The organism is Dyadobacter sp. 32, from assembly GCF_902506755.1.
In the GTDB taxonomy this organism is placed as follows: Bacteria; Bacteroidota; Bacteroidia; order Cytophagales; family Spirosomataceae; genus Dyadobacter.
This window is the reverse complement of sequence record NZ_LR735258.1, coordinates 649,751-669,159: the sequence shown is the minus strand read 5'-3', so window position 1 is coordinate 669,159 and position 19,409 is coordinate 649,751. Positions and strand designations below refer to the sequence as shown.

Below are 19,409 nucleotides of genomic sequence, written 5' to 3'. Positions count from 1 at the left end.
AATGACATCTACTCAAATAGTCGGGCAAAATGATTTTCCAAATGATTACGCATGGCATTGCGAAGCTGCTCCGCATTTCCGTTTTCGATAATGTCGACAATACCCTTGTGAGAAACGTACTGTCGGTTAACAGGCATTTTCTTTAGCAGACCACTTTTGTGAACGTAGTCAAAAACAGGTAACAGCAGCTTCTGAAACTTCTTCATTGTTTCATTCCCTGTTATCTCATAGAGCTTCCCGTGAAATGCAATTTCGTGTTCAATCTGAAAGAGCATCTGATCCGACAGCGTAGGTTCGTTTTCTACCAGAACCCGCAGCTCGGCTATGTCCTCTGGTTTCACCCGTTTCATAATAAAATCCGCCATACCGATTTCCAATGACAGCCGCATTTCAAAAACTTCTTTGAGCGTACCATCATCCAGGATCTTGGGATTCATGCTTTTTTCCAAAACCGACACCAGATCGGGGCTGGTGATCACCGCACCCCGGTGTTTTTTGGATTCGATCAAACCCATCAGACGGAGTCGCAACATGGCTTCGCGAACCACCGTCCTGCTCACGCCCAGTGATTCCGCCAATTCAAGTTCCTTGGGTATCGAATCCCCTACTTTAAAATTCTTTTCTACAAAAAGCTCAATCAGGTTGCTTTCCACCTTGTCGACAAGCGAGCTGGTGTCAATCGATTTTAGATTCTGAAAAATATCTGCCATGTACGTCAAATGGTGTTATGTGCGACAAAAATGGCCTTTTTCTCTCTATAAACAAGAGTTTATCAATAAGTGCTATCAAAGACAAAAAAAATATTTTTCGCAATACGCTTGCAATCAACGAAGTAAAAACTTTACCTTTATTATCTCATACATAATACAATTAAACGCTTAACCATTCATGAAATTAAAAAATACGCTTCTGAAAGCCCTGTTCAGCATCGCGGGAATTGTCCTGACGATGATGGTACAGGCCCAGCCAGGCAGAGTGCTTACCGGACGAGTCTTGTCCGATGATGACAAAATGCCCATACCGACTGTAACGGTAATATTGAAGGGGAAAAGTGTCTTTGCCGAGACTTCTCTGGAAGGAAACTTCTCCCTTCCTGTTACCACAGGTGACGTAGTGCAGTTCCGTATGATGGGTTATGCTACACAGGAAATACCCGTAGGAAATTTATCCACGGTCTCCATACAACTTAAGACCGATGTATCGGCACTGAATGAGGTTGTGATCACCGGTTATGGCAGCAGCAGCCGAACAAAGATTACTTCATCCATTGCCAAGCTCGATGCCAAAGTGCTCGAGACCGGGATGCGTTCCAATCCTGCGCAGGCGCTGGCCGGTACCATCGCCGGGCTCAGGGTATCCACTGCGACCGGCAGGCCAGGCTCTCTGCCTACGATGATTCTGCGTGGCGGAACCAACTTTGACGGCTCGGGAAGTCCGTTAATCGTTTTTGACGGGCAGGTACGCGGATCGCTGAGCGACATTAATCCCGATGACATTGAAAGCATGGAGGTGCTTAAAGATGCTTCTGCAACGGCAATTTATGGTGCCAGGGCCAGCAACGGTGTAATCCTGATCACTTCCAAAAGAGGAAAGTCGGGCTCCTCTTCCATCACCTTCAAAAGCAAAACCGGGATCAACTTCCTGAATGTTCCTTACAATTTTGTAGGCGCAGAAGATTACATTAAATGGACCCGGCTGGGTGTATTGGAAGCCATCAAAAACGGTACAACGACATCCTCACTGCTCAGCGGCGTAGGCCCGAGAGGCACGGGGAACCTTTATAAAGACGCCGAAGGTAAAATCCTTGACGGCAATTACGATTCCAGGGCAATATGGAGTACCATGCGGCTCACCGACGCCAATCGTGAACTGCTTTCAGCGAATGACGGGTGGAAAACTATGAAAGATCCGATTAAGACCAACGCAGCCGGCGCCTACGACCCGAATGGCTCCAACGCGGATCTGATCTACAAGGATTTCAATTACGGCGATTATGCATTCCGGTCACCGGCAATTTCTCAGGACTACAACATAGGGATGAATGGTGGCAATGAAAAAGGCGGTTACTATGCCAATCTGGGCTACTACAACGAGGAAGGCTTATCGCTAGGCACATTTTATCGAAGGCTGAACTTCACACTGAATGGCGATTACAAAATAAAAAGCTGGCTTAAATCAGAAAGCAGCCTGGCCTTTGCCAGGGCCAACTGGCGCGATCAGTCGTTGCAGAACGGCGAAGCCAATTACTGGGGTCGAATGTTATCAGCCCCGCCAACCATGCGAGGAACCAACGCGGCTGGTGAATTGATCCTGGGTCGAGATGCTAGCGACGGCAATCCGGCCATTAATATTGATAAATACAAAAGAAACAACCAGTCGGATAAGTTCAGTCTCGGACAGTCTTTCAGGATTGATCTGCTGGAAGGCTTGATCGTGAAAATTGGCGGAATTATGATGTACGATGAAACCGCTGCCGAATCCTTCAACAGGGATTTCAGGATAGGTATTATGAGTACAACAAATGCAAATACCGGTTGGAACCGGGACCGGGCGAGCTCGGCAAACTTCGACCGTACGATTCGTCAGACTTACAATGCCATTGCCAATTACAGTAGAGACCTTGGCAAACATGGTATCGATGCCATGGCTGGTTTTGAGTATTATGATGAATACAACAAAGGCTTCGGCGCAGCGGGACGGCTGGCTCCTACGGACGACTTTCAGGATTTGGGATTGACCGTAAGTGATGCAAATACCAGGTCAATAGACTCTTACCACAACAGAGAACGAATCATTTCCTCCTTTGGCCGGATCAACTATGACTGGGACGGCAAATACCTGGCGTCATTCACCGTAAGAAGGGATGGATACTCCCGGCTCATCGGCGACAACCAGTTTGGCACTTTCCCTGCCTTCTCCGCAGGGTGGCTGGTGCATAAAGAAGATTTCATGGCAGCCACGCAGGACTGGCTTTCATTCCTGAAAGTTCGGGCCAGTTATGGCAAAAACGGCAATATTGGCATCGGAACCAACAATGGCATCGGTGTTTATGAATTACAGGGCTCCTATGGATCACAGACGGCATACAATGGAACGATCGGTTTCTTACAAACAGGCATTGCCAATCCGGGCCTCAAATGGGAGAAGAGCAACACCGTAGAAGGCGGATTAGAAATGGGTTTTCTCAATAATCGGATCACTGCCGCGGTAGCCATGTACAACCGGGTCACCACCGACAAAATCGCCAGTGTGATCCTGCCGACCTCTTCGGGCATCACCAGCATTAGGACCAACAATGGAAGTATGCGGAATAGAGGTGTGGAGTTGGAAACAACCATAAAAGCCGTTCAAAAAGACAACTTCAGTGTGCAGATAGGAGCAAATGCGGCATGGAACAAAAATAAGGTGCTCAAACTTCCATTCAACGGAAATGAGAACAACAGACAGGGCGGCCAGCGCATTTACGATCCTCAATCCGGAAAAGTGATCTGGGCAGGCGGACTTCAGGAAGGACAGGAGTTTGGAGAAATATTCGGTTTTGTAAGCGACGGCATCATTCGTACTGGTGAAGACCTGAGTGCCTACAACAAGATTGACATTTCCGCAGGCGAAGTGCAGTATGGTGGCGCAGCGGGTAAGCGGGTGGCCAGTGCAGCACTGATCGCATCCAAAAATTTAAGCAAAACCACCTACATCGCCACTCAGCTTGGCGATATGCGCTGGAAAGATATTGATCAGAATGACACCATAGACACCCGCGACATGGTATCCCTGGGCCGCACCATCCCACGCTGGACTGGCGGTTTCAATACAACCGTTCGCTGGAAAAACCTCTCTCTTTTTGCCAGAATGGATTTTGCACTCGGTCACAAACAAATGGATTTTCAGCAAATGTGGTCACTGGGTAGTTTTCAGGGAGAATTCAATGTCACCGATGCCGTTAAAGACACCTGGACACCTGAGAATCCGAATGCAAAATATCCACGCTATACCTGGGCAGATCAGCTGAACGCTAAAAACTTCGACAGGCCTAGCAGCATGTTCTGGGTGAACTCAGGCTACCTGGCTTTCAGAGAGGTTTCGCTCAGCTATTCTGTCCCATCCGCGATCATTCAAAGGGCACGCATCGCCGGCCTGACATTTACCGTCACAGGGCAAAACTTAGGATACATCAGTAATAAGCTGATCAATTTACCCGAACGTACGGGCTCTCAAAATAGCGCCTACACCATTCCTACCACCCTCATTCTGGGAGCGAACTTTACCTTTTAATTTTTTAACAAGATGAAAAAGATCAAATACTTTATATGCTGGGCAATGCTTTCGGTACTAGCCACATCCTGCCAAAACGCACTGGAGCTGGCCCCGGAAGATTATTTTGGCGACGCCAATTTCTGGAAAAACGAATCCCAGGTAACCAATTTTATGGTCGGACTTCACAAACAGTTCCGGGATAATCAATTTCAGTTTGTTCGTCTTGGTGAAATGCGTGGTGGTACATACAGCACCGTTGACCGGCAGGCAACTTCACTGAATGAATTGCCTGTTATCGAACAGCGGCTGGAAGAAACATCTTCGGGCGTTGGTAGCTGGGCTGGATTTTACGGCCCCATCCTTCAGATTAATCTCTTTATTCAAAAGGTGGAAGCCGTTTCATTTTTGCCTGAGACCAGAAGGAATTACCTGCTTGGACAGGCCTACGCAATGCGGGCCTACTATTACTTCCATTTGTTGCGGACTTACGGCGGTGTACCGCTGCGACTGGAAGCGGAAGTTTTGAACGGTACAACGGATGCTGTGAAGCTACGCAAAGAACGCGCGTCCGAAGAAGCCGTTCTGGGTGCCATCAAAACGGATGTAAACAAATCGATTACGCTGTTTGGAAACCAGGCAAGTACCACGGACAAAAGCCAATGGTCGCCCAAAGCGGCATTGATGCTGAAGGGAGAAGTTTTTCTGTGGTCGGCCAAAGTGTATGCCAACACCGCTGATCTTGCCGAGGCGAAAACAGCGTTAACCGCGGCGTCGGGAAGCAGCCTGCTGCCAAACTTTGCCAATGTGTTCGCCTATGCTCAAAAAAACAACAGCGAGATCATTTTTGCCATTCGTTACCGGGTGGGCGAAGCCGAAATGGGGGGTGTTGCCGCTTACACCTACTCTACTTTTAATTTTAACGGGCTGCACTATAAAGACTCTACCGCAAGTGCCGGTGTGGGTAACTTCCTGGTTGATCCTTTGGTACTGGCGGCTCCTAACTCCCAACAGGTCATTCAGCGATACGGATACACGTTTGAACTGTTCCAATCCTACGACCTGGCGGATACACGCAGAAATGCCACTTTTTACGACTATTACAAGGTGAATACAGCTGCCAACCCTTATGTGGCTACCGTTAAAAACACCGCTCTTGTGAAATTTCTGGGAACCATCGATGCAAACAAGCGCTATTTTTCGGATGACTGGCCGGTGTACCGGGAAGCGGACCGGCTGCTGATGCTGGCAGAAATTGTCAATGCGGAAGGAGGAGATCCTGGGACGTATATCCAGCCGGTTCGAGACCGGGCCTTTGCTCCTGCCAAAGATCCCAAACCGTTTGTAAATTCGACAAAGAACGCCAACGAACTGGCTATTTTCGCTGAAAGGAGCAAAGAATTCGTGTTTGAAGGCAAACGCTGGTACGATCTGCGAAGAATGAAATTTAATACAGAACCACTTGTATTCAAAAATACTGGTCATCCTTATGGCGTCCTGGACAAAGCGACTCAGGCTTACCGGATTTTGTGGCCCATAGAAGCCGGCATCTGGACGAATGATCCTTTGGTAAAACAGACTCCCGGCTACACGACAGCGAGGCCGGAACAGTAAGTATCCGACTGTCAAACATTGCTTTTTAGGTCATAATCACATTTAATATTCACTTCCCTAATTGCTCATTTTAGATGAACACTCATTTAACAGGCCTCATCGCTGCACCCTTTACACCCATGAACCGGAACGGCAACATCAACACGGCCCTGATTCCCGCCTATTATCAATTTTTAAAATCCAATGGGGTCACCGGCGCATTCATTTGTGGCTCCACTGGCGAAGGTGTTTCACTGACGCTTGCCGAAAAAAAGGAAATCGCCAGTGCGTGGGCAAACTGTTCACGGAACGATCCGGAATTCAAAGTAATGATGTTTCTGGGTGGCACCTGCATGGCCGACTGCATTGATCTGGCCAAGCACTCCCGGGATATTGGATTGTACGCAGTGTCATTCACCAGCCCTTTTTATTTCAAACCAGCCAGTGTAGAAATGTTGGCACAATGCTGCATGGAAATTGCAAATGCAGTGCCGGACATGCCCTTTTACTACTATCACATTCCTGTGCTGACAGGTGTGGGGTATCCCATGCTGGATCTGCTCAAGGCAATCGATGGCAAGCTTCCCAATTTCGCCGGAATAAAATATACCCATGAAGATTTCATGGACTTTCAATCCTGCCTTAATTACCAGAATGGCCGATACGACATGCTCTGGGGACGTGATGAAAACCTGCTATCGGCACTGGCTATCGGGGCCAAAGGCGGCGTGGGAAGCACTTTCAATTATGCAGCACCACTTTACTATGAGCTGATCGGTGCCTTTAATAATCAAGACCTGCAAATGGCGGCCCGCTTGCAACAAAAATCAATTGATATGATCCGGCTTCTGGGCAAGTATGGAGGCATATCTGTGGGTAAATCCTACATGAAGCTTGTGGGAATAGACTGCGGAACTTTCAGGTTACCTGTCAAAAACATGACTGATGCCCAATTTGAAGCATTTAAATCCGACGTGGCACTTCTTGATTTCGATGCCTACAAATCCAGATCCATGATTGAAACCAGTTCCCTGTAATGCAAATCAAAAACATCGCGTCCTGCCTGTTGCTCGGTATCCATTTTATGCTTTCATCCATCGTAACTGCCCAGGAACAAAAGGCCAATAAAATCGTATGGTCCGAACTTGCTGAATTACCGGCTCATGCCACAGGTAAACATCCGGGCGTTGCCGGCGCATTTACAGGCGTTCACAACGGCGTTCTGATCATAGCCGGAGGTGCAAATTTCCCCGCCGGTATGCCCTGGGAAGGAGGCCGGAAAGTGTATCATAATGCTATTTACGTCCTTCAAAAAAATGGGGATTCCGCGCAATGGATTTCTTCCAAAACGAAGCAGTTATTTCAAAATATCGCTTACGGCGCAAGTGTGTCGGTAGCTGACGGCGTCGTCTGCATGGGTGGGGACACACCGCAGGGAGCAAGCAAAGATGTGTTTTTGATGCAATGGAATGATTCACAAAAGGATGTCATTTTTAAAAAACTGCCGGAACTGCCCTCGGGCATCTCCAACGCCGGAGCGACCAGTATCGGCTCGGTTGTATATTTATCAGGTGGCGAAAGCAATGGAAAGCCCTCCGGAAAATTCCTAAGCATGGATCTTTCATCGGCAAATCCCGTATGGAAAAGTCTGCCTGATGTACCTGTTGCCATGTCCCACTCCGTGGTCGTTGCTCAGAGCAACGGGAAAAATCCGTGTATTTATGTAATCGGAGGCAGAAGCAGCTCCCCTACCGGGATCAGCGATTTACACCGCACCGTTTTTTGCTATAATCCGCAGGATAACGGCTGGGAAAAGCGCTCGGACATCAGTGATGGGAACACGTCAACTACACTATCAGCCGGGACAGGGCTTTCCATTGGATCTTCCTACATTCAATTGTTCGGAGGAGATAAGGGCAATGTTTTTCACCAGATCGAGACATTCAACGCTCGGATTGCAGGGGCGACAAATGATTCGGGAAAACAAAAATTACAGACAGAAAAAGTAGCGTTACTGAGCAGTAATAAGGGTTTCAGCAAGGAGATTTATCTTTACAACACCGTTACCGATACCTGGGCGAAAACCGGAACTTTACCGGGGCCTGGCCAGGTAACTACCACTGCCGTAAAATGGGGTAGCGACATCATCATTCCCAGCGGCGAAGTCACACCAGGCATAAGGACGCCAGTGATTACGATGGGAAAAATTCAGAATACCTCCCTTTTCTCATGGATTGATTCCGCGGTGCTCGTTGTATGTTTTCTATTGATGACTGCGGGAAGATTCCTTTTTACCAATAAAACCAGCACCACCAACGATTATTTCAAAGGGGGCGAACGCATCCCCCAATGGGCCGCCGGCATCAGTATTTTCGGAGCTAAACTTAGCGCGATCACCTTCATGGGTATCCCTGCCAAAACCTACGCAACCGACTGGACCTATTTTTTCCTACTCATGACAATCATCATGGTGATGCCCGTGGTAGCAAAATATTTCATCCCATTTTACAGGCGCCTGCATGTGACATCGGCCTATGAATATCTGGGCAAAAGGTTCAACTACGGATCCAGAGCCATGGCTTCGGCCCTCTACGTACTTTTACAACTTGGACGAATGGGCATAGTGGTTCTCCTGCCCAGCATTGCACTGACGCTGGTTACCGGGATTGACGTGAATATCTGCATCATTGTCATTGGGGTTATCAGCATTTTTTTCACTGTCAAAGGTGGCATCGAAGCCGTGATCTGGGTGGAAGTAATACAGGTATTGATCCTGGCGTCCGGGGCATTGTTCTGCCTGTTTTATTTGCCGTTTCAAATCAATGACTGGAAAGGCGGGATTACAGCACTTCAGGATGCCGAAAAGTTAAAAGTATTTGACTTTCGCCTCGATTTCTCCGAACCTACTTTTTGGGTGGTGATTGTGGGAGGGCTGGCGATAAGCCTGCTTACCTATGGCACCGACCAGACCACCGTGCAGCGCTATCTGACCACAACGGACGAAAAGGAATCGATCCGGAGCCTGAAACTGGGCGCGTGGCTTACACTGCCGTCTACCATTGTCTTTTTTTCGATTGGAACACTGCTCTTTTTGTTTTTCTGTGAACAGCCCCGGGAGGTCAATATGGCGCTGGAAAACCAGGACAATATTTTTCCCTGGTACATAGTGAGCCAGCTTCCGGTGGGTTTCTCCGGTTTGTTGATTGCAGGAATATTCGCGGCGGCCATGAGCAGCACCGAAGCCAGCATGAATTCAACGGCAACTTTGCTTACCACCGATTTTTATCAAAAGTTGAATCCGGATGTAACGCCCAAACAAACCCTTTTCTTTGCCCGGGCAGCCACACTCCTGTTGGGAATCTTTGTTACCTGCATTGCATTGTACATGGCGCACAGAGGGGTATCGTCACTCTGGGACAAATTCAACACCATTCTAGGGCTGTTCACCGGATGTATCGGCGGGGCGTTCATTCTCGGGATTTTTACAAAAAAAGCGAACGGAACAGGCGTTATGGCTGGCATGGCCATGAGCTGCATTACCCAGGTACTTATTCAGCAGTACACCCAGCTGCATTTACTCATGTACGCATTCTCAGGCCTGTTGAGTTGTATATTTTTCGGCTATCTGATCAGCCTTCTTTTCCCCAGGGAACAAGATCTGACCGGTTTAACCATCCGCAGATGACAAAACCTGACTAATCATGGCAATAAATGACTATTCCTGACCATTCCTGACCATCCCTGACTATTCCTGACTATTCCTGACCATCCCTGACCATCCCTGACTATTCCTGACCACTCTTAACTAAACCTGACTTTCACTACCCTTTCCCCAACTTCATGAGTTATACAAAATCTGATCTCAAAATGCTTGGTCAATTTTACTCGGACCAACTGCTCGGTGACACGGTACCCTTCTGGTTCCCGAGGTCCTATGACCAGGAAAAGGGCGGCTATTTACTGATGCGTGATCAGGATGGCTCGCTGATTGACGACGATAAGGCTGTGTGGATTCAAGGGCGGACGGCCTGGCTACTTTCCACCTTGTACAACACAGTCGAACCTAAAACAGAATGGCTGGAAGGTGCAAAAATGGGCGTCGATTTCCTGAATACACATTGCTTTGATACGGATGGACAAATGTTTTTCCACGTCACCCGTGATGGGCAACCGATTCGGAAACGGCGCTATTTCTTTTCGGAAACTTTTGCCGTAATCGCGAACGCGGCCTATGCTAGGGCGAGCGGTGACGAAAATGCAGCCATAATGGCCCGAAATCTGTTTGGAAAATGTCTTGAATATGCCACAGTGCCCGGCCTGTTACAACCCAAATATACTTCTACCCGCCCTTCCAAAGGGATTGGTGTTCCCATGATACTGATGAACACCGCACAACAGCTCAGAGATACCATCGGCGACCCGCGCTGCGACGATTGCATCGATGGTTTTATTAATGAAATCGAAACAAATTTTGTAAAGCATGACATCCGATGCGTGATGGAGCAGGTAGCTCCCGATGGCAGCATAATCGATCATATCGACGGTCGCACACTTAATCCCGGGCATGCCATGGAAGGCGCCTGGTTTATCCTACATGAAGCAAAACACCGGAATAACGACCCCAGACTGATTGACCTGGGCTGTAAAATGCTGGATTACATGTGGGAACGGGGATGGGATCAAGAAATGGGCGGTATATTTTATTTCAGGGATGTGTATCACAAACCTGTGCAGGAATACTGGCAGGACATGAAATTCTGGTGGCCGCACAACGAAGCAATCATTGCTACATTACTCGCCTACACCCTCACCGGAAATGAAAAATATGCGCTGTGGCATAAGCAAGTTCACGATTATGCCTACAGCCACTTTCATGACAAACAGCATGGCGAATGGTTTGGCTATCTTCACCGGGACGGTACCATTGCGCAAACCGCCAAAGGAAATTTGTTTAAAGGACCATTTCACCTGCCCCGTCAGGAATGGTATTGCAGCCAGTTATTGAAGTATACCATTTAATCACCTGAAAATGGGGTATTACAAGCCATAAAAAATCACCGAAAACCAGGTTTAACTTTAAAAATTAAACCTAAATTACATAAACAAAGCATCATGCAACAGATCAGACTCATTGGTACATTCATATTTATTTTTGTAGCATGTTCTATGCTACCAGCACAAACACCCGTCTTCGTTTCAGGCACCGAGGGCTTCAAATCATTCCGGATACCTGCGATTGTGAAGGCTTCGAATGGCGACCTTCTGGCCTTTGCGGAAGGACGCGTTGCCGGTAGCGGAGATTTCGGCGACATCGACATTGTGATGAAACGGAGCCAGGATGGTGGCAAAAGCTGGTCTGCCATACAAACGGTCGCGGCGTACGACAATCTGCAGGCCGGAAACCCCGCTCCAGTTTTCGACCAATCCGATCCGGCATATCCGCAAGGAAGGTTATTTCTGTTCTACAACACCGGCAACAACCATGAAAACGAAGTCAGAAAGGGGAATGGGTTGAGAGAAGTGTGGTATAAAACGTCAACGGATCAGGGAAAAACCTGGTCGGAACCTGTGAATATCACACTGATGACACATAGACCCAACCAACCAAAGGTAAACCCGAAATACAACTTCAAGGAAGACTGGAGAAGTTATGCCAACACCCCTGGTCATGCCATGCAATTTACAACGGGCAAGTTCAAGGGACGTATTTACATTGCTGCCAACCACTCAGCCGGCGACCCAAAACCAAAATCAACAGACTACCAGGCACATGGATTTTACAGCGACGACCATGGAAAAACATTCCGGATCAGCGAGGACATTTCCTTTGAAGGTTCCAATGAAGCGACCGCCGCAGAGATTTCCGGAGGCCGGCTACTATTCAATTCCAGGAATCAGAAAGGAGACGTCAAAGCGCGTATTGTGGCCGTCAGCAGCGATGGCGGAGCAAAATGGGATACAACCTACTTTGATCCTAACCTGCCCGATCCGGTGTGTGAAGGAAGTATTCTAACGATTGGCAGGTCAAAAACCGGAAACATCCTGGCCTTCTCAAACGCCGCCGATACACAGAAACGCGACAACCTGACGCTCAGGATCAGTTTTGATGACGGCAAAACATGGGCGAAAAGTTATCTTATAGACAAAAGCACAAACAATGAGGAGGACTTCACGGCTTACTCCGATCTGGTTCAAACCGGAAAAAACAGCGTGGGTGTCCTCTACGAGCGTAATGATTACAAATCCATCTCATTTAAAATTATGAATTGGAAGAAATAGGGACAAGGTTTTTTTAATCCCACCAGAAATACAATCGTTTAGTGCGTTTCATTATTTCTTTCAAGGATTCCACAGACCCTGTCCCCTGCTCCACCACGTCGGGGCAAACCCTGTAGACCTCATTCGCAAACTCGTCCCAGTCTGTGGGTTCACTTTTGATATTAAATTCGCACCAGTCGCCCGATGCCCCTATTAGTTCCAGTTTATATTTTTTGTCAAATTGTTTCACAATGGTCACCAGGCTGTCGTTGGCGATACCGTGGTTTACTCCATCTGTCCCGATCTGTTTGAGAATGCTGAACTGGTCTGTGGTTTTGAGCACGCCTATTTTGTCCCATCTTTTCTTTTGACCCATATTATTTTCCAGCAAAAAGAGGGTATAACCGGCTTTTTTAAAATCATCCTTTAAGGCAAGAACCACCTCGTATGCGTTTTCGTTTTTTTCTTCAAAAACAAGTCCATTCAGGCGAATCGGATCGAGTTCTGTCTCCTGCCCATCCTTGTATATTTTGGAACGCGAGTAGTGAAAAGGCTCGATGAAACTTTTATTTTTAGTACGGATCAACTCAATAATAGCCGGATCGATTTGCAGTGAATCACACAGTTTTTTCTCACGATCGTTCAGTGTGTATGTACCCGATTCATTCTGAGACGTGCAACCGGAGATGAAAGCCAATGCAAGCAGTGATATGATGAAGATGGTGCATTTCATGGAGGTATAATGGAAAGTTAAATTTCGGGATAGGTCAGGAAACCTACCTGCTTTGAAACAGGTACGCAATTTAACAGGTATTTCAACAAAAAAAGGTGAAATAGTGATTCTTAACTCATGGTTTCTTCAGGGCAGCATCAAGGTCTTCCCGTGAGATCACAGCGAGATAAATGCTTGTTTTTCCCTCATGAGAGGAATAATAGGATACCCACAGCTTGCGGTCATACATCACCAGCCCGGGATAACTATTATCGCCACCGGAAGGGAAGGTGAAGATTTGTTGCATCTCACCACCTGGTTTACCGGAAAACAAGGCGGTGTAAATTTTGGGTTCATAAACTCTCGTTCCGGCAATCACACGGCCATCCTTCATAAACAGAAAATTCGGACCGCCGAGCCTTATGCCCATTTTCTGGAAACTCCACTGCGTAAATGGCGCCTTACTGGTTGCCCAAACACCCATTTTGTCCTCTATTTCCCTTCTGATCATTACGTGCATTTTCCCTGCCTTGTCAAATCGTATGGTGGCCTCATTGGGAAATCCGTCTATTTCCAGTTTGGAAACCTTTTCGAAATTAATCCCGTCTTTGGTTTTCACCAGATACATTGCCGAAGGCCCGCGCCGTTCCTGTGGCCCGATCTGATAATCCATGGCATATCCAACACCCTTATGCCAGGTCACCCGCCAATACCAGCTTCCCCAGGATGCTATGGAAGGATCCACACTAACTTTCTCGGGCTCGGAAAAAGTGCTTCCTGATTTATCTGAAAAGGATACATGGGGATGCCTGCCCATGAGCTTTCCCTTTTCATAATAGGACCCTCCAATGATCACCATGAGACGGCCATCGGGTGTTACCGAAAGCTTAGGATCCCTCAGGTCGACACCCACTTTTCCAAGCATGGCTACACTTTGCCAGCTTTTACCATCCGTTGATTTAAGAATCCTTACGATGCCATCAGTGCCAGGAACATGACCGGACCCTTCCCTAAAAGAGCAATAGAAGGTTTCTTTAAACCTGATCAGATCTGTAAAGGCATTGTGTTCGGCTTTATCCCAGATCTTAGTCACAGCCACTTCTTTTACAGCCTGCCCGGATACAGCGGCCTCCGTTACCACCAGAGCAAGAAGTACTCTTGCAAATACTTTCAATAAAGGGTTCATAATTCGTAATGCTATAAATATCTTCATGTAAATAGGCAGCCAATCTCCCGAACTACTTATCAAGTATTATAAAATAACTGGAAACTAGCCACAATACGGTCTTTCACAGTAATATCTTTTCAACCTAAGATTAAATAATCGTAAGATATTTCGCAGATTGAAGGTGATTTTAGAACGCAGATTGAAGAGGATTATGCAGGCGTTGTGGTTTATTGAGAGGGTAAGTTTGATAGATAACATTTATAAAGAACTGCTTCTGCAATAATCTGCGGGAATTGGATCAGCGGGAAAACATTATGAGGTTTCCGGGGAAGGAAATAAAATGTCAAATAAATATTATATTGAGCCACCTAACCCAAAAACCTATCAAAACATGACAGAAAATACCAGCAGGAGAGACTTTATCAAAACCACTGCCCTTGGTGCACTGGGCTTTACACTCCTTCCCTCGCTCAACGGGAAAGCTGCTCCCAGCGACAGGCTTCGCATCGCCCACGTAGGCCTTGGCGGTATGGGAAACAGCCACATGAAATGGTTTGCCAATTTGCCTGATGTTGAGATTGTTGCACTTTGTGATGTGGACGAGTTGCATCTGGGCGAAACGCGAAAAAGGCTTCTGGAAATGCAACCCAATGGTAAAGTAGATACCTATGGCGATTTTCGTAAGTTACTTGAGCGTAAGGATATCGATGCGATAACGGTCGCCACACCTGATCACTGGCACGCTCAGATTGCAACGCTTGCGTTTCAGGCTGGCAAGGACGTATACGGTGAAAAGCCGCTGTCGTATAGTATGAAAGAAGGCCAGATGATGCTGAAGCACATGAATAAACACAACCGGATATTCCAGATGGGAAATCAGATCCATGCCGGAGACAACTTTCATCGGGTTGTGGAAATCATAAAATCGGGCGCCATTGGAAATGTGCATACCGTTCGGTTATGGAAGCAGCCTAATACAAAGGAATTAGGCTCACCAACTGTAAAGCCAATCCCCAAAACATTGAACTGGGATATGTGGCTAGGGCCTGCGCCTTACACGGAATACATCCCGGAAAAATGCCATTTCACCTACCGGTATTTCCTCGACTATTCCGGCGGAGAATTTGCTGATTTCTGGTGTCACATTGCCGATGTTGTATACTCGTCCATCGCGCCGAAGGGGTTAAAAAAAATAAACGCACGCGGCACCGCCTACGAAGGCATAGCGGACGCTCCCAAAACGCTGGATGTTGACTACGAATTTGACGGCCTGAAAATTCTATGGACTTCCCTTCCACCAAATATTCCCGGCGCTGCGGCACAAGGTATAGGCGCCTATTTTGAAGGTGAAAAAGGAACGCTGATGTGTGATTACAATACCAGATCCATCACCATCAATGGTGAAACTGTAAAGGATATCCCATCCATACCCATTACCAATCCAAGATCACCGGGTCATCAGCAAAACTTCGTAGATGCGGTAAAAGCAAGAACGCAACCAGAGTCCAATCTGGCATATGCCCGTGAACTAACGATGCCTATGCACCTGGGGCTCATCTCGTATCGTTTGAAGAGAGAACTCACCTGGAATGCAGGGAAGGAAAAATTTGTCGGCGACAAAGAGGCCAACCGCCTGCTGTCCCGCAAACCTAGAAAGGGCTGGGATCTTGTGTAAAGTAATTTGCACCAACCCTAAAACTAAAAAAACCGTTTCCAGAATCTGGAAACGGTTTCATCAATGATTTATGATTAAACTTAGATAACTGTTACGTTAACCGCGTTTAGACCTTTTTTACCATTTTCTACGTCATACGACACTTTGTCATTTTCACGGATATCGTCATTAAGACCTGATACGTGTACAAAAATGTCTTGCTCACCAGATGATGGTGAAATGAAACCAAATCCTTTGGTATCATTGAAAAATTTAACTGTTCCTTCGTGCATTATCCTTTTATTAAAAAATTTAGGATACAAAGGTGCGGGCAATAAACGGTCTTTCCTAATAAATTAAGAAAATAGAGCTTAAAATAATTATTCCTCTTTAATGATTATTATCTAAATAACTGAAATTAAGGCAGTTAAATGAAATGAAGTGAATCTGTATTTATTTACACCAGTCAAAAGACATCAGGAAGCTTCGAAGAATATGGTTATCGATAAGATCTTTTCATTCCAGCGCCTTACCGAGAAGCGACTTTGCTGTTTCACTGTAATCCAGCGTATGCGCCATATTTCTTCCGGGATCACTCATTTTCGCCCAAGTTTTCCGGAGAATATTGACCATCTTCTCTTCGCTTTGTTTTCCGATCAGGTCATCGAATTGAAATTCCAGAAATACAAGACAAAGTGCATTTTCAATGGTCTGCACATCTGGATTCAATTTTAGCTTTTGTTTTAATATAATCTCCCTTACCTGGTTGCAGGTTTCTGGATCGTAGCCTGCAACCTCCATCAGTTCGGTGGCTTTGGACGCATGAAATTTCGACAAATCGCTTCGCCATTTCAGATAACCCACCCGGCCATCCGGATAGGTGTTCCGGGGGATTTCCCATCGCCCGATATGCTGGCTCCTCGAGGCAAGCAGTAAACTTTCGCCAGCCGCAGGGTCCAGTTTTCTTACCCAATCGTATAATTTCACTGCGTAGAAATACTCCAAAGGGAAATCCTGCCCATCCCATCTGATCAGTTCCGGCGAACGTTTATTGTACGCGTCAAAAAGCGCAAATGCCTTTTCTAATTTATCCATGACGGTAAAATTCAGTTTCTTCTGTACTGTAAGCTCACTGATCTGTTTTATACTTTAAAGCAATTTTTGTCATACGCGGAAAGTCATACGCCGTACTCTGCGTTTTCATCGTAAAAGCACCTTTAAGGACATCCTGTGGCGCTATCGTCCATTCTCCTCCCTTTGCAGTAGAATCTACCGCTCCTACCGACACATTTGCCTGGTTAACCTTCCAACGCAGGGTCATTGCTTTCGAATCGTCTTTAAAATATCCCAGAAAAATCCCTTCCTTTTTAAACGCCACACTCTCCATGTACCGGTCAAATTCGATGCCACCGAATTGCGGTTTCATTTTCCCTTCACTGAAAGTCAGGGCGTCGTTCACCCATATTTCACTGATATACCATTTGGTCGGGCTCAACAATCTTTCCGACGCCTGTACAGGATCTTTTGCCCCACTGTTACAGGATACCATCAGGATAAACAAACAGAAAAGACCGGCAAACGAAGTAAGTGTTTTCATACAATATTGATATAGTTGGCGGATCACATCGGTCTAAAAGAATTAAATTACTAAAGAACCAGGGCTGCAAACAGTTTTTCCAGGGTTTCGTCCGGGCTCTTACAATAACCCGGGTGAACCTTTGAAGCCTGCACCACAGAACTCCGTGTAGCTGTTAGCCATCGGAATCTGGAAGCAACAGGCAGCGCACCAATGGCTCCGCCTGGCAAACCTCCGTCACAAATCCTGGCAAATGCATGAAGATAACTTTCTATCTCTGCCAAATCCATTGTTGGAGAAAATGCCGCTAGTTTTTTTTCATCCACGCAATAGAGGGCCTTCAAAAACCTTTGCGATTGACAAAACAAAACCACACCCACATTGACAAATTCCTCACGCTCCACCCTGGGTACAACGCGGATCACGGCGTACTCAAATAAGTGATGCTCTTGCATGCTGCGCTTCGTTTACAAATACATGAGAATTGGCAATTCTGGAATTCAGAAATCCGGCATACACCTCACGGCGCTCATCCGCAGACTCGTCCAGGTCACCAAACGTCAACCAATTGTCGGGAATGAGTGCCACAATGGCGCCGATCCGTTCAGCTGTCAGAATGGAACGAAAATCCTGGTCTACCTGAACCAGTTCGGTAGCCATTGGTAACAATACATGATCCTTCACCTGACTAAAAGGACGAAGTGATTGCTCCTTCCAGTTTTCCCAGGAATGGTGAAAATACAGGGATGCCCCATGATCGATGAGCCAAAGTTCTTTATGCCACATCAGCATATTGGTGTTGCGGACGGTACGATCCACGTTGGTGAGAAGACAATCCAGCCAGACGATCCGGGAGGCAAGCAGTGGATCAACGGTGGTCACGAGGCGGTCAAATGTGATAGCCCCGGATAAATAATGAATGGCGAGGTTAAGCCCGGTACTGGCCCGAAGCAAATCCTGAATTTCTTCATCCGGTTCGGTTCTGCCAAAGGCTTCATCCAAATTTGCAAAGACCAGCTCGGGTACGCGAAGACCAAGTAACCGGGCAATTTCTCCGCCAATCAGCTCAGCGATGAGCGCTTTTACGCCCTGTCCGGCACCACGAAATTTGAGAACATAGAGAAACCCGTCATTCGCCTCTGCAATGGCCGGCAGAGATCCTCCTTCCCGAAGTGGCGTAACGTAACGGACCACATCCACGGTTCTTAGTTCAATAGCACTCATTCACGATACGGTTAGCACGCTGCAAAATTATTATTCAGAAATCGTCAGTGATTTAAACTGCCTGGTGAGGTCGGTCAGCGACTTTTCTACACCCATGCGCTCTAACGAAGAGGCTCCTACAAATCCATGAACACCCGTTTTTTCCAGAATAATTTTCACATCTTCCGGCGTATTGATCGGACCGCCATGCGCCAGAAAAAAAATATCCGGGTTTACAGCTCTCCCTGCTTCCATAATTTCAATTGTGCGGGAGATGGCGTCGTCCATCGTGCACGACGCCTCTACAACACCTATCGAACCACCTACTGTGGTACCCACATGCGCAATAATGGCATCCGCGCCAGCCTCGGCCATTTGCCTGGCCTCCTCAGGTTTTGCTACATATACGATGGAAAACAGATCCATTTTGGTGGCAAGCCTCACCATCTCCACTTCCTTATCGAAGCCCATTCCGGTTTCTTCCAGTACATTTCGGAAGTGACCGTCCACAATCGAATGGGTAGGAAAATTATTGATCCCTGAGAAACCCATTTCCTTCACTTTTAACAAATGATGCCACATTCGGCGACGGGGATCCGAGCCATAGACGCCACAAATAACCGGCACTTCCTCCACTACGGGCAGCACCTCAAACTCACCGATTTCCATGGCCACCGCATTGGCATCGCCATACGCCATCAAACCGGCTGTGGAACCATGACCAGCCATCCTGAAACGGCCGGAATTGTAGATAATGATCAGATCCGCCCCCCCTTTTTCGATAAATTTGGCACTGATCCCCGTCCCCGCGCCGGCGGCAATAATGGCTTTTTTCTGATTAAGTGTAGCCTGAAGGCGATCTCTCACTTCTTGTCTGGTATAAGGATTCCCTTTACCTGTCCATTGATTTGGCATAATGATTATTGTTAGCGCAAGCCTCTGGCCTGCGGTTTTCTGTTCTGATAGGTTAGTTTAATACTTCAAATATTTCTGA

Annotated in this window: 16 protein-coding genes; 7 read left to right on the top strand and 9 right to left on the bottom strand. The window is 47.0% G+C overall.

What is annotated here, in order from left to right; genetic code table 11:
- Nucleotides 1-8: 8 nt before the first annotated feature.
- Complete coding sequence (locus DYADSP32_RS02585) at nt 9-710, bottom strand: FadR/GntR family transcriptional regulator (RefSeq protein WP_149244175.1); 702 nt, start codon at nt 708-710, stop codon at nt 9-11.
- Between the two features lie 178 nt (nt 711-888).
- Here DYADSP32_RS02585 and DYADSP32_RS02580 point away from each other — a divergent pair, with 178 nt between their 5' ends.
- From DYADSP32_RS02580 to DYADSP32_RS02555, 6 genes are all read left to right on the top strand, one after another.
- Complete coding sequence (locus DYADSP32_RS02580) at nt 889-4,272, top strand: SusC/RagA family TonB-linked outer membrane protein (RefSeq protein ID WP_149244176.1); 3,384 nt, start codon at nt 889-891, stop codon at nt 4,270-4,272.
- 12 nt (nt 4,273-4,284) lie between these two features.
- Nucleotides 4,285-5,865 (top strand): RagB/SusD family nutrient uptake outer membrane protein, encoded by a 1,581-nt coding sequence (locus DYADSP32_RS02575; RefSeq protein ID WP_149244177.1) that lies wholly within the window; start codon nt 4,285-4,287, stop codon nt 5,863-5,865.
- Between the two features lie 74 nt (nt 5,866-5,939).
- Complete coding sequence (locus DYADSP32_RS02570) at nt 5,940-6,881, top strand: dihydrodipicolinate synthase family protein (protein WP_149244178.1); 942 nt, start codon at nt 5,940-5,942, stop codon at nt 6,879-6,881.
- Nucleotides 6,881-9,529, top strand: coding sequence for a sodium:solute symporter family transporter (locus tag DYADSP32_RS02565; protein WP_414617461.1), 2,649 nt, complete (start codon nt 6,881-6,883; stop codon nt 9,527-9,529). The genes DYADSP32_RS02570 and DYADSP32_RS02565 overlap by 1 nt, the downstream gene beginning before the upstream one ends.
- A gap of 155 nt (nt 9,530-9,684) precedes the next feature.
- On the top strand, nt 9,685-10,863 hold the full coding sequence (locus DYADSP32_RS02560) for an AGE family epimerase/isomerase (RefSeq protein ID WP_149244179.1): 1,179 nt from the start codon (nt 9,685-9,687) through the stop codon (nt 10,861-10,863).
- Between the two features lie 93 nt (nt 10,864-10,956).
- Nucleotides 10,957-12,123 carry a sialidase family protein gene (locus DYADSP32_RS02555; protein WP_149244180.1) on the top strand — a complete coding sequence of 389 codons (1,167 nt, stop codon included), beginning with the start codon at nt 10,957-10,959 and terminating at the stop codon, nt 12,121-12,123.
- 13 nt (nt 12,124-12,136) lie between these two features.
- Here DYADSP32_RS02555 and DYADSP32_RS02550 read toward each other — a convergent pair whose 3' ends face one another.
- Both DYADSP32_RS02550 and DYADSP32_RS02545 read right to left on the bottom strand, forming a co-directional pair.
- Entirely contained in the window at nt 12,137-12,835 is a 699-nt protein-coding gene (locus DYADSP32_RS02550; protein WP_149244181.1) for a DUF4253 domain-containing protein, read from the bottom strand.
- 115 nt (nt 12,836-12,950) lie between these two features.
- Nucleotides 12,951-14,000, bottom strand: coding sequence for a sialidase family protein (locus DYADSP32_RS02545; protein ID WP_414617460.1), 1,050 nt, complete (start codon nt 13,998-14,000; stop codon nt 12,951-12,953).
- A gap of 373 nt (nt 14,001-14,373) precedes the next feature.
- Here DYADSP32_RS02545 and DYADSP32_RS02540 point away from each other — a divergent pair, with 373 nt between their 5' ends.
- On the top strand, nt 14,374-15,657 hold the full coding sequence (locus tag DYADSP32_RS02540) for a Gfo/Idh/MocA family protein (protein ID WP_149244182.1): 1,284 nt from the start codon (nt 14,374-14,376) through the stop codon (nt 15,655-15,657).
- Between the two features lie 80 nt (nt 15,658-15,737).
- On the opposite strand, the gene DYADSP32_RS02535 is transcribed toward DYADSP32_RS02540, so the two are convergent.
- From DYADSP32_RS02535 to DYADSP32_RS02510, 6 genes are all read right to left on the bottom strand, one after another.
- Nucleotides 15,738-15,929 (bottom strand): cold-shock protein, encoded by a 192-nt coding sequence (locus DYADSP32_RS02535; protein ID WP_149244183.1) that lies wholly within the window; start codon nt 15,927-15,929, stop codon nt 15,738-15,740.
- Between the two features lie 223 nt (nt 15,930-16,152).
- The gene (locus tag DYADSP32_RS02530) at nt 16,153-16,731 is read right to left on the bottom strand and encodes a DUF4202 domain-containing protein (protein ID WP_149244184.1); all 579 of its coding nucleotides are present in this window, start codon (nt 16,729-16,731) and stop codon (nt 16,153-16,155) included.
- 34 nt (nt 16,732-16,765) lie between these two features.
- Nucleotides 16,766-17,233 (bottom strand): hypothetical protein, encoded by a 468-nt coding sequence (locus tag DYADSP32_RS02525; protein ID WP_414617459.1) that lies wholly within the window; start codon nt 17,231-17,233, stop codon nt 16,766-16,768.
- A 50-nt stretch (nt 17,234-17,283) separates the two neighbouring features.
- A complete protein-coding gene (locus DYADSP32_RS02520) occupies nt 17,284-17,667 on the bottom strand; it encodes a DUF3037 domain-containing protein (RefSeq protein ID WP_149244185.1) in 384 nt (127 codons plus the stop codon).
- Nucleotides 17,645-18,436, bottom strand: a complete 792-nt coding sequence (locus tag DYADSP32_RS02515) for a HipA family kinase (RefSeq protein WP_149244186.1) — start codon at nt 18,434-18,436, stop codon at nt 17,645-17,647. Before DYADSP32_RS02515 ends, DYADSP32_RS02520 begins: the two co-directional genes overlap by 23 nt.
- A 30-nt stretch (nt 18,437-18,466) precedes the next feature.
- Nucleotides 18,467-19,330 (bottom strand): phosphoenolpyruvate hydrolase family protein, encoded by an 864-nt coding sequence (locus DYADSP32_RS02510; protein ID WP_149244187.1) that lies wholly within the window; start codon nt 19,328-19,330, stop codon nt 18,467-18,469.
- Between the last annotated feature and the right edge of the window lie 79 nt (nt 19,331-19,409).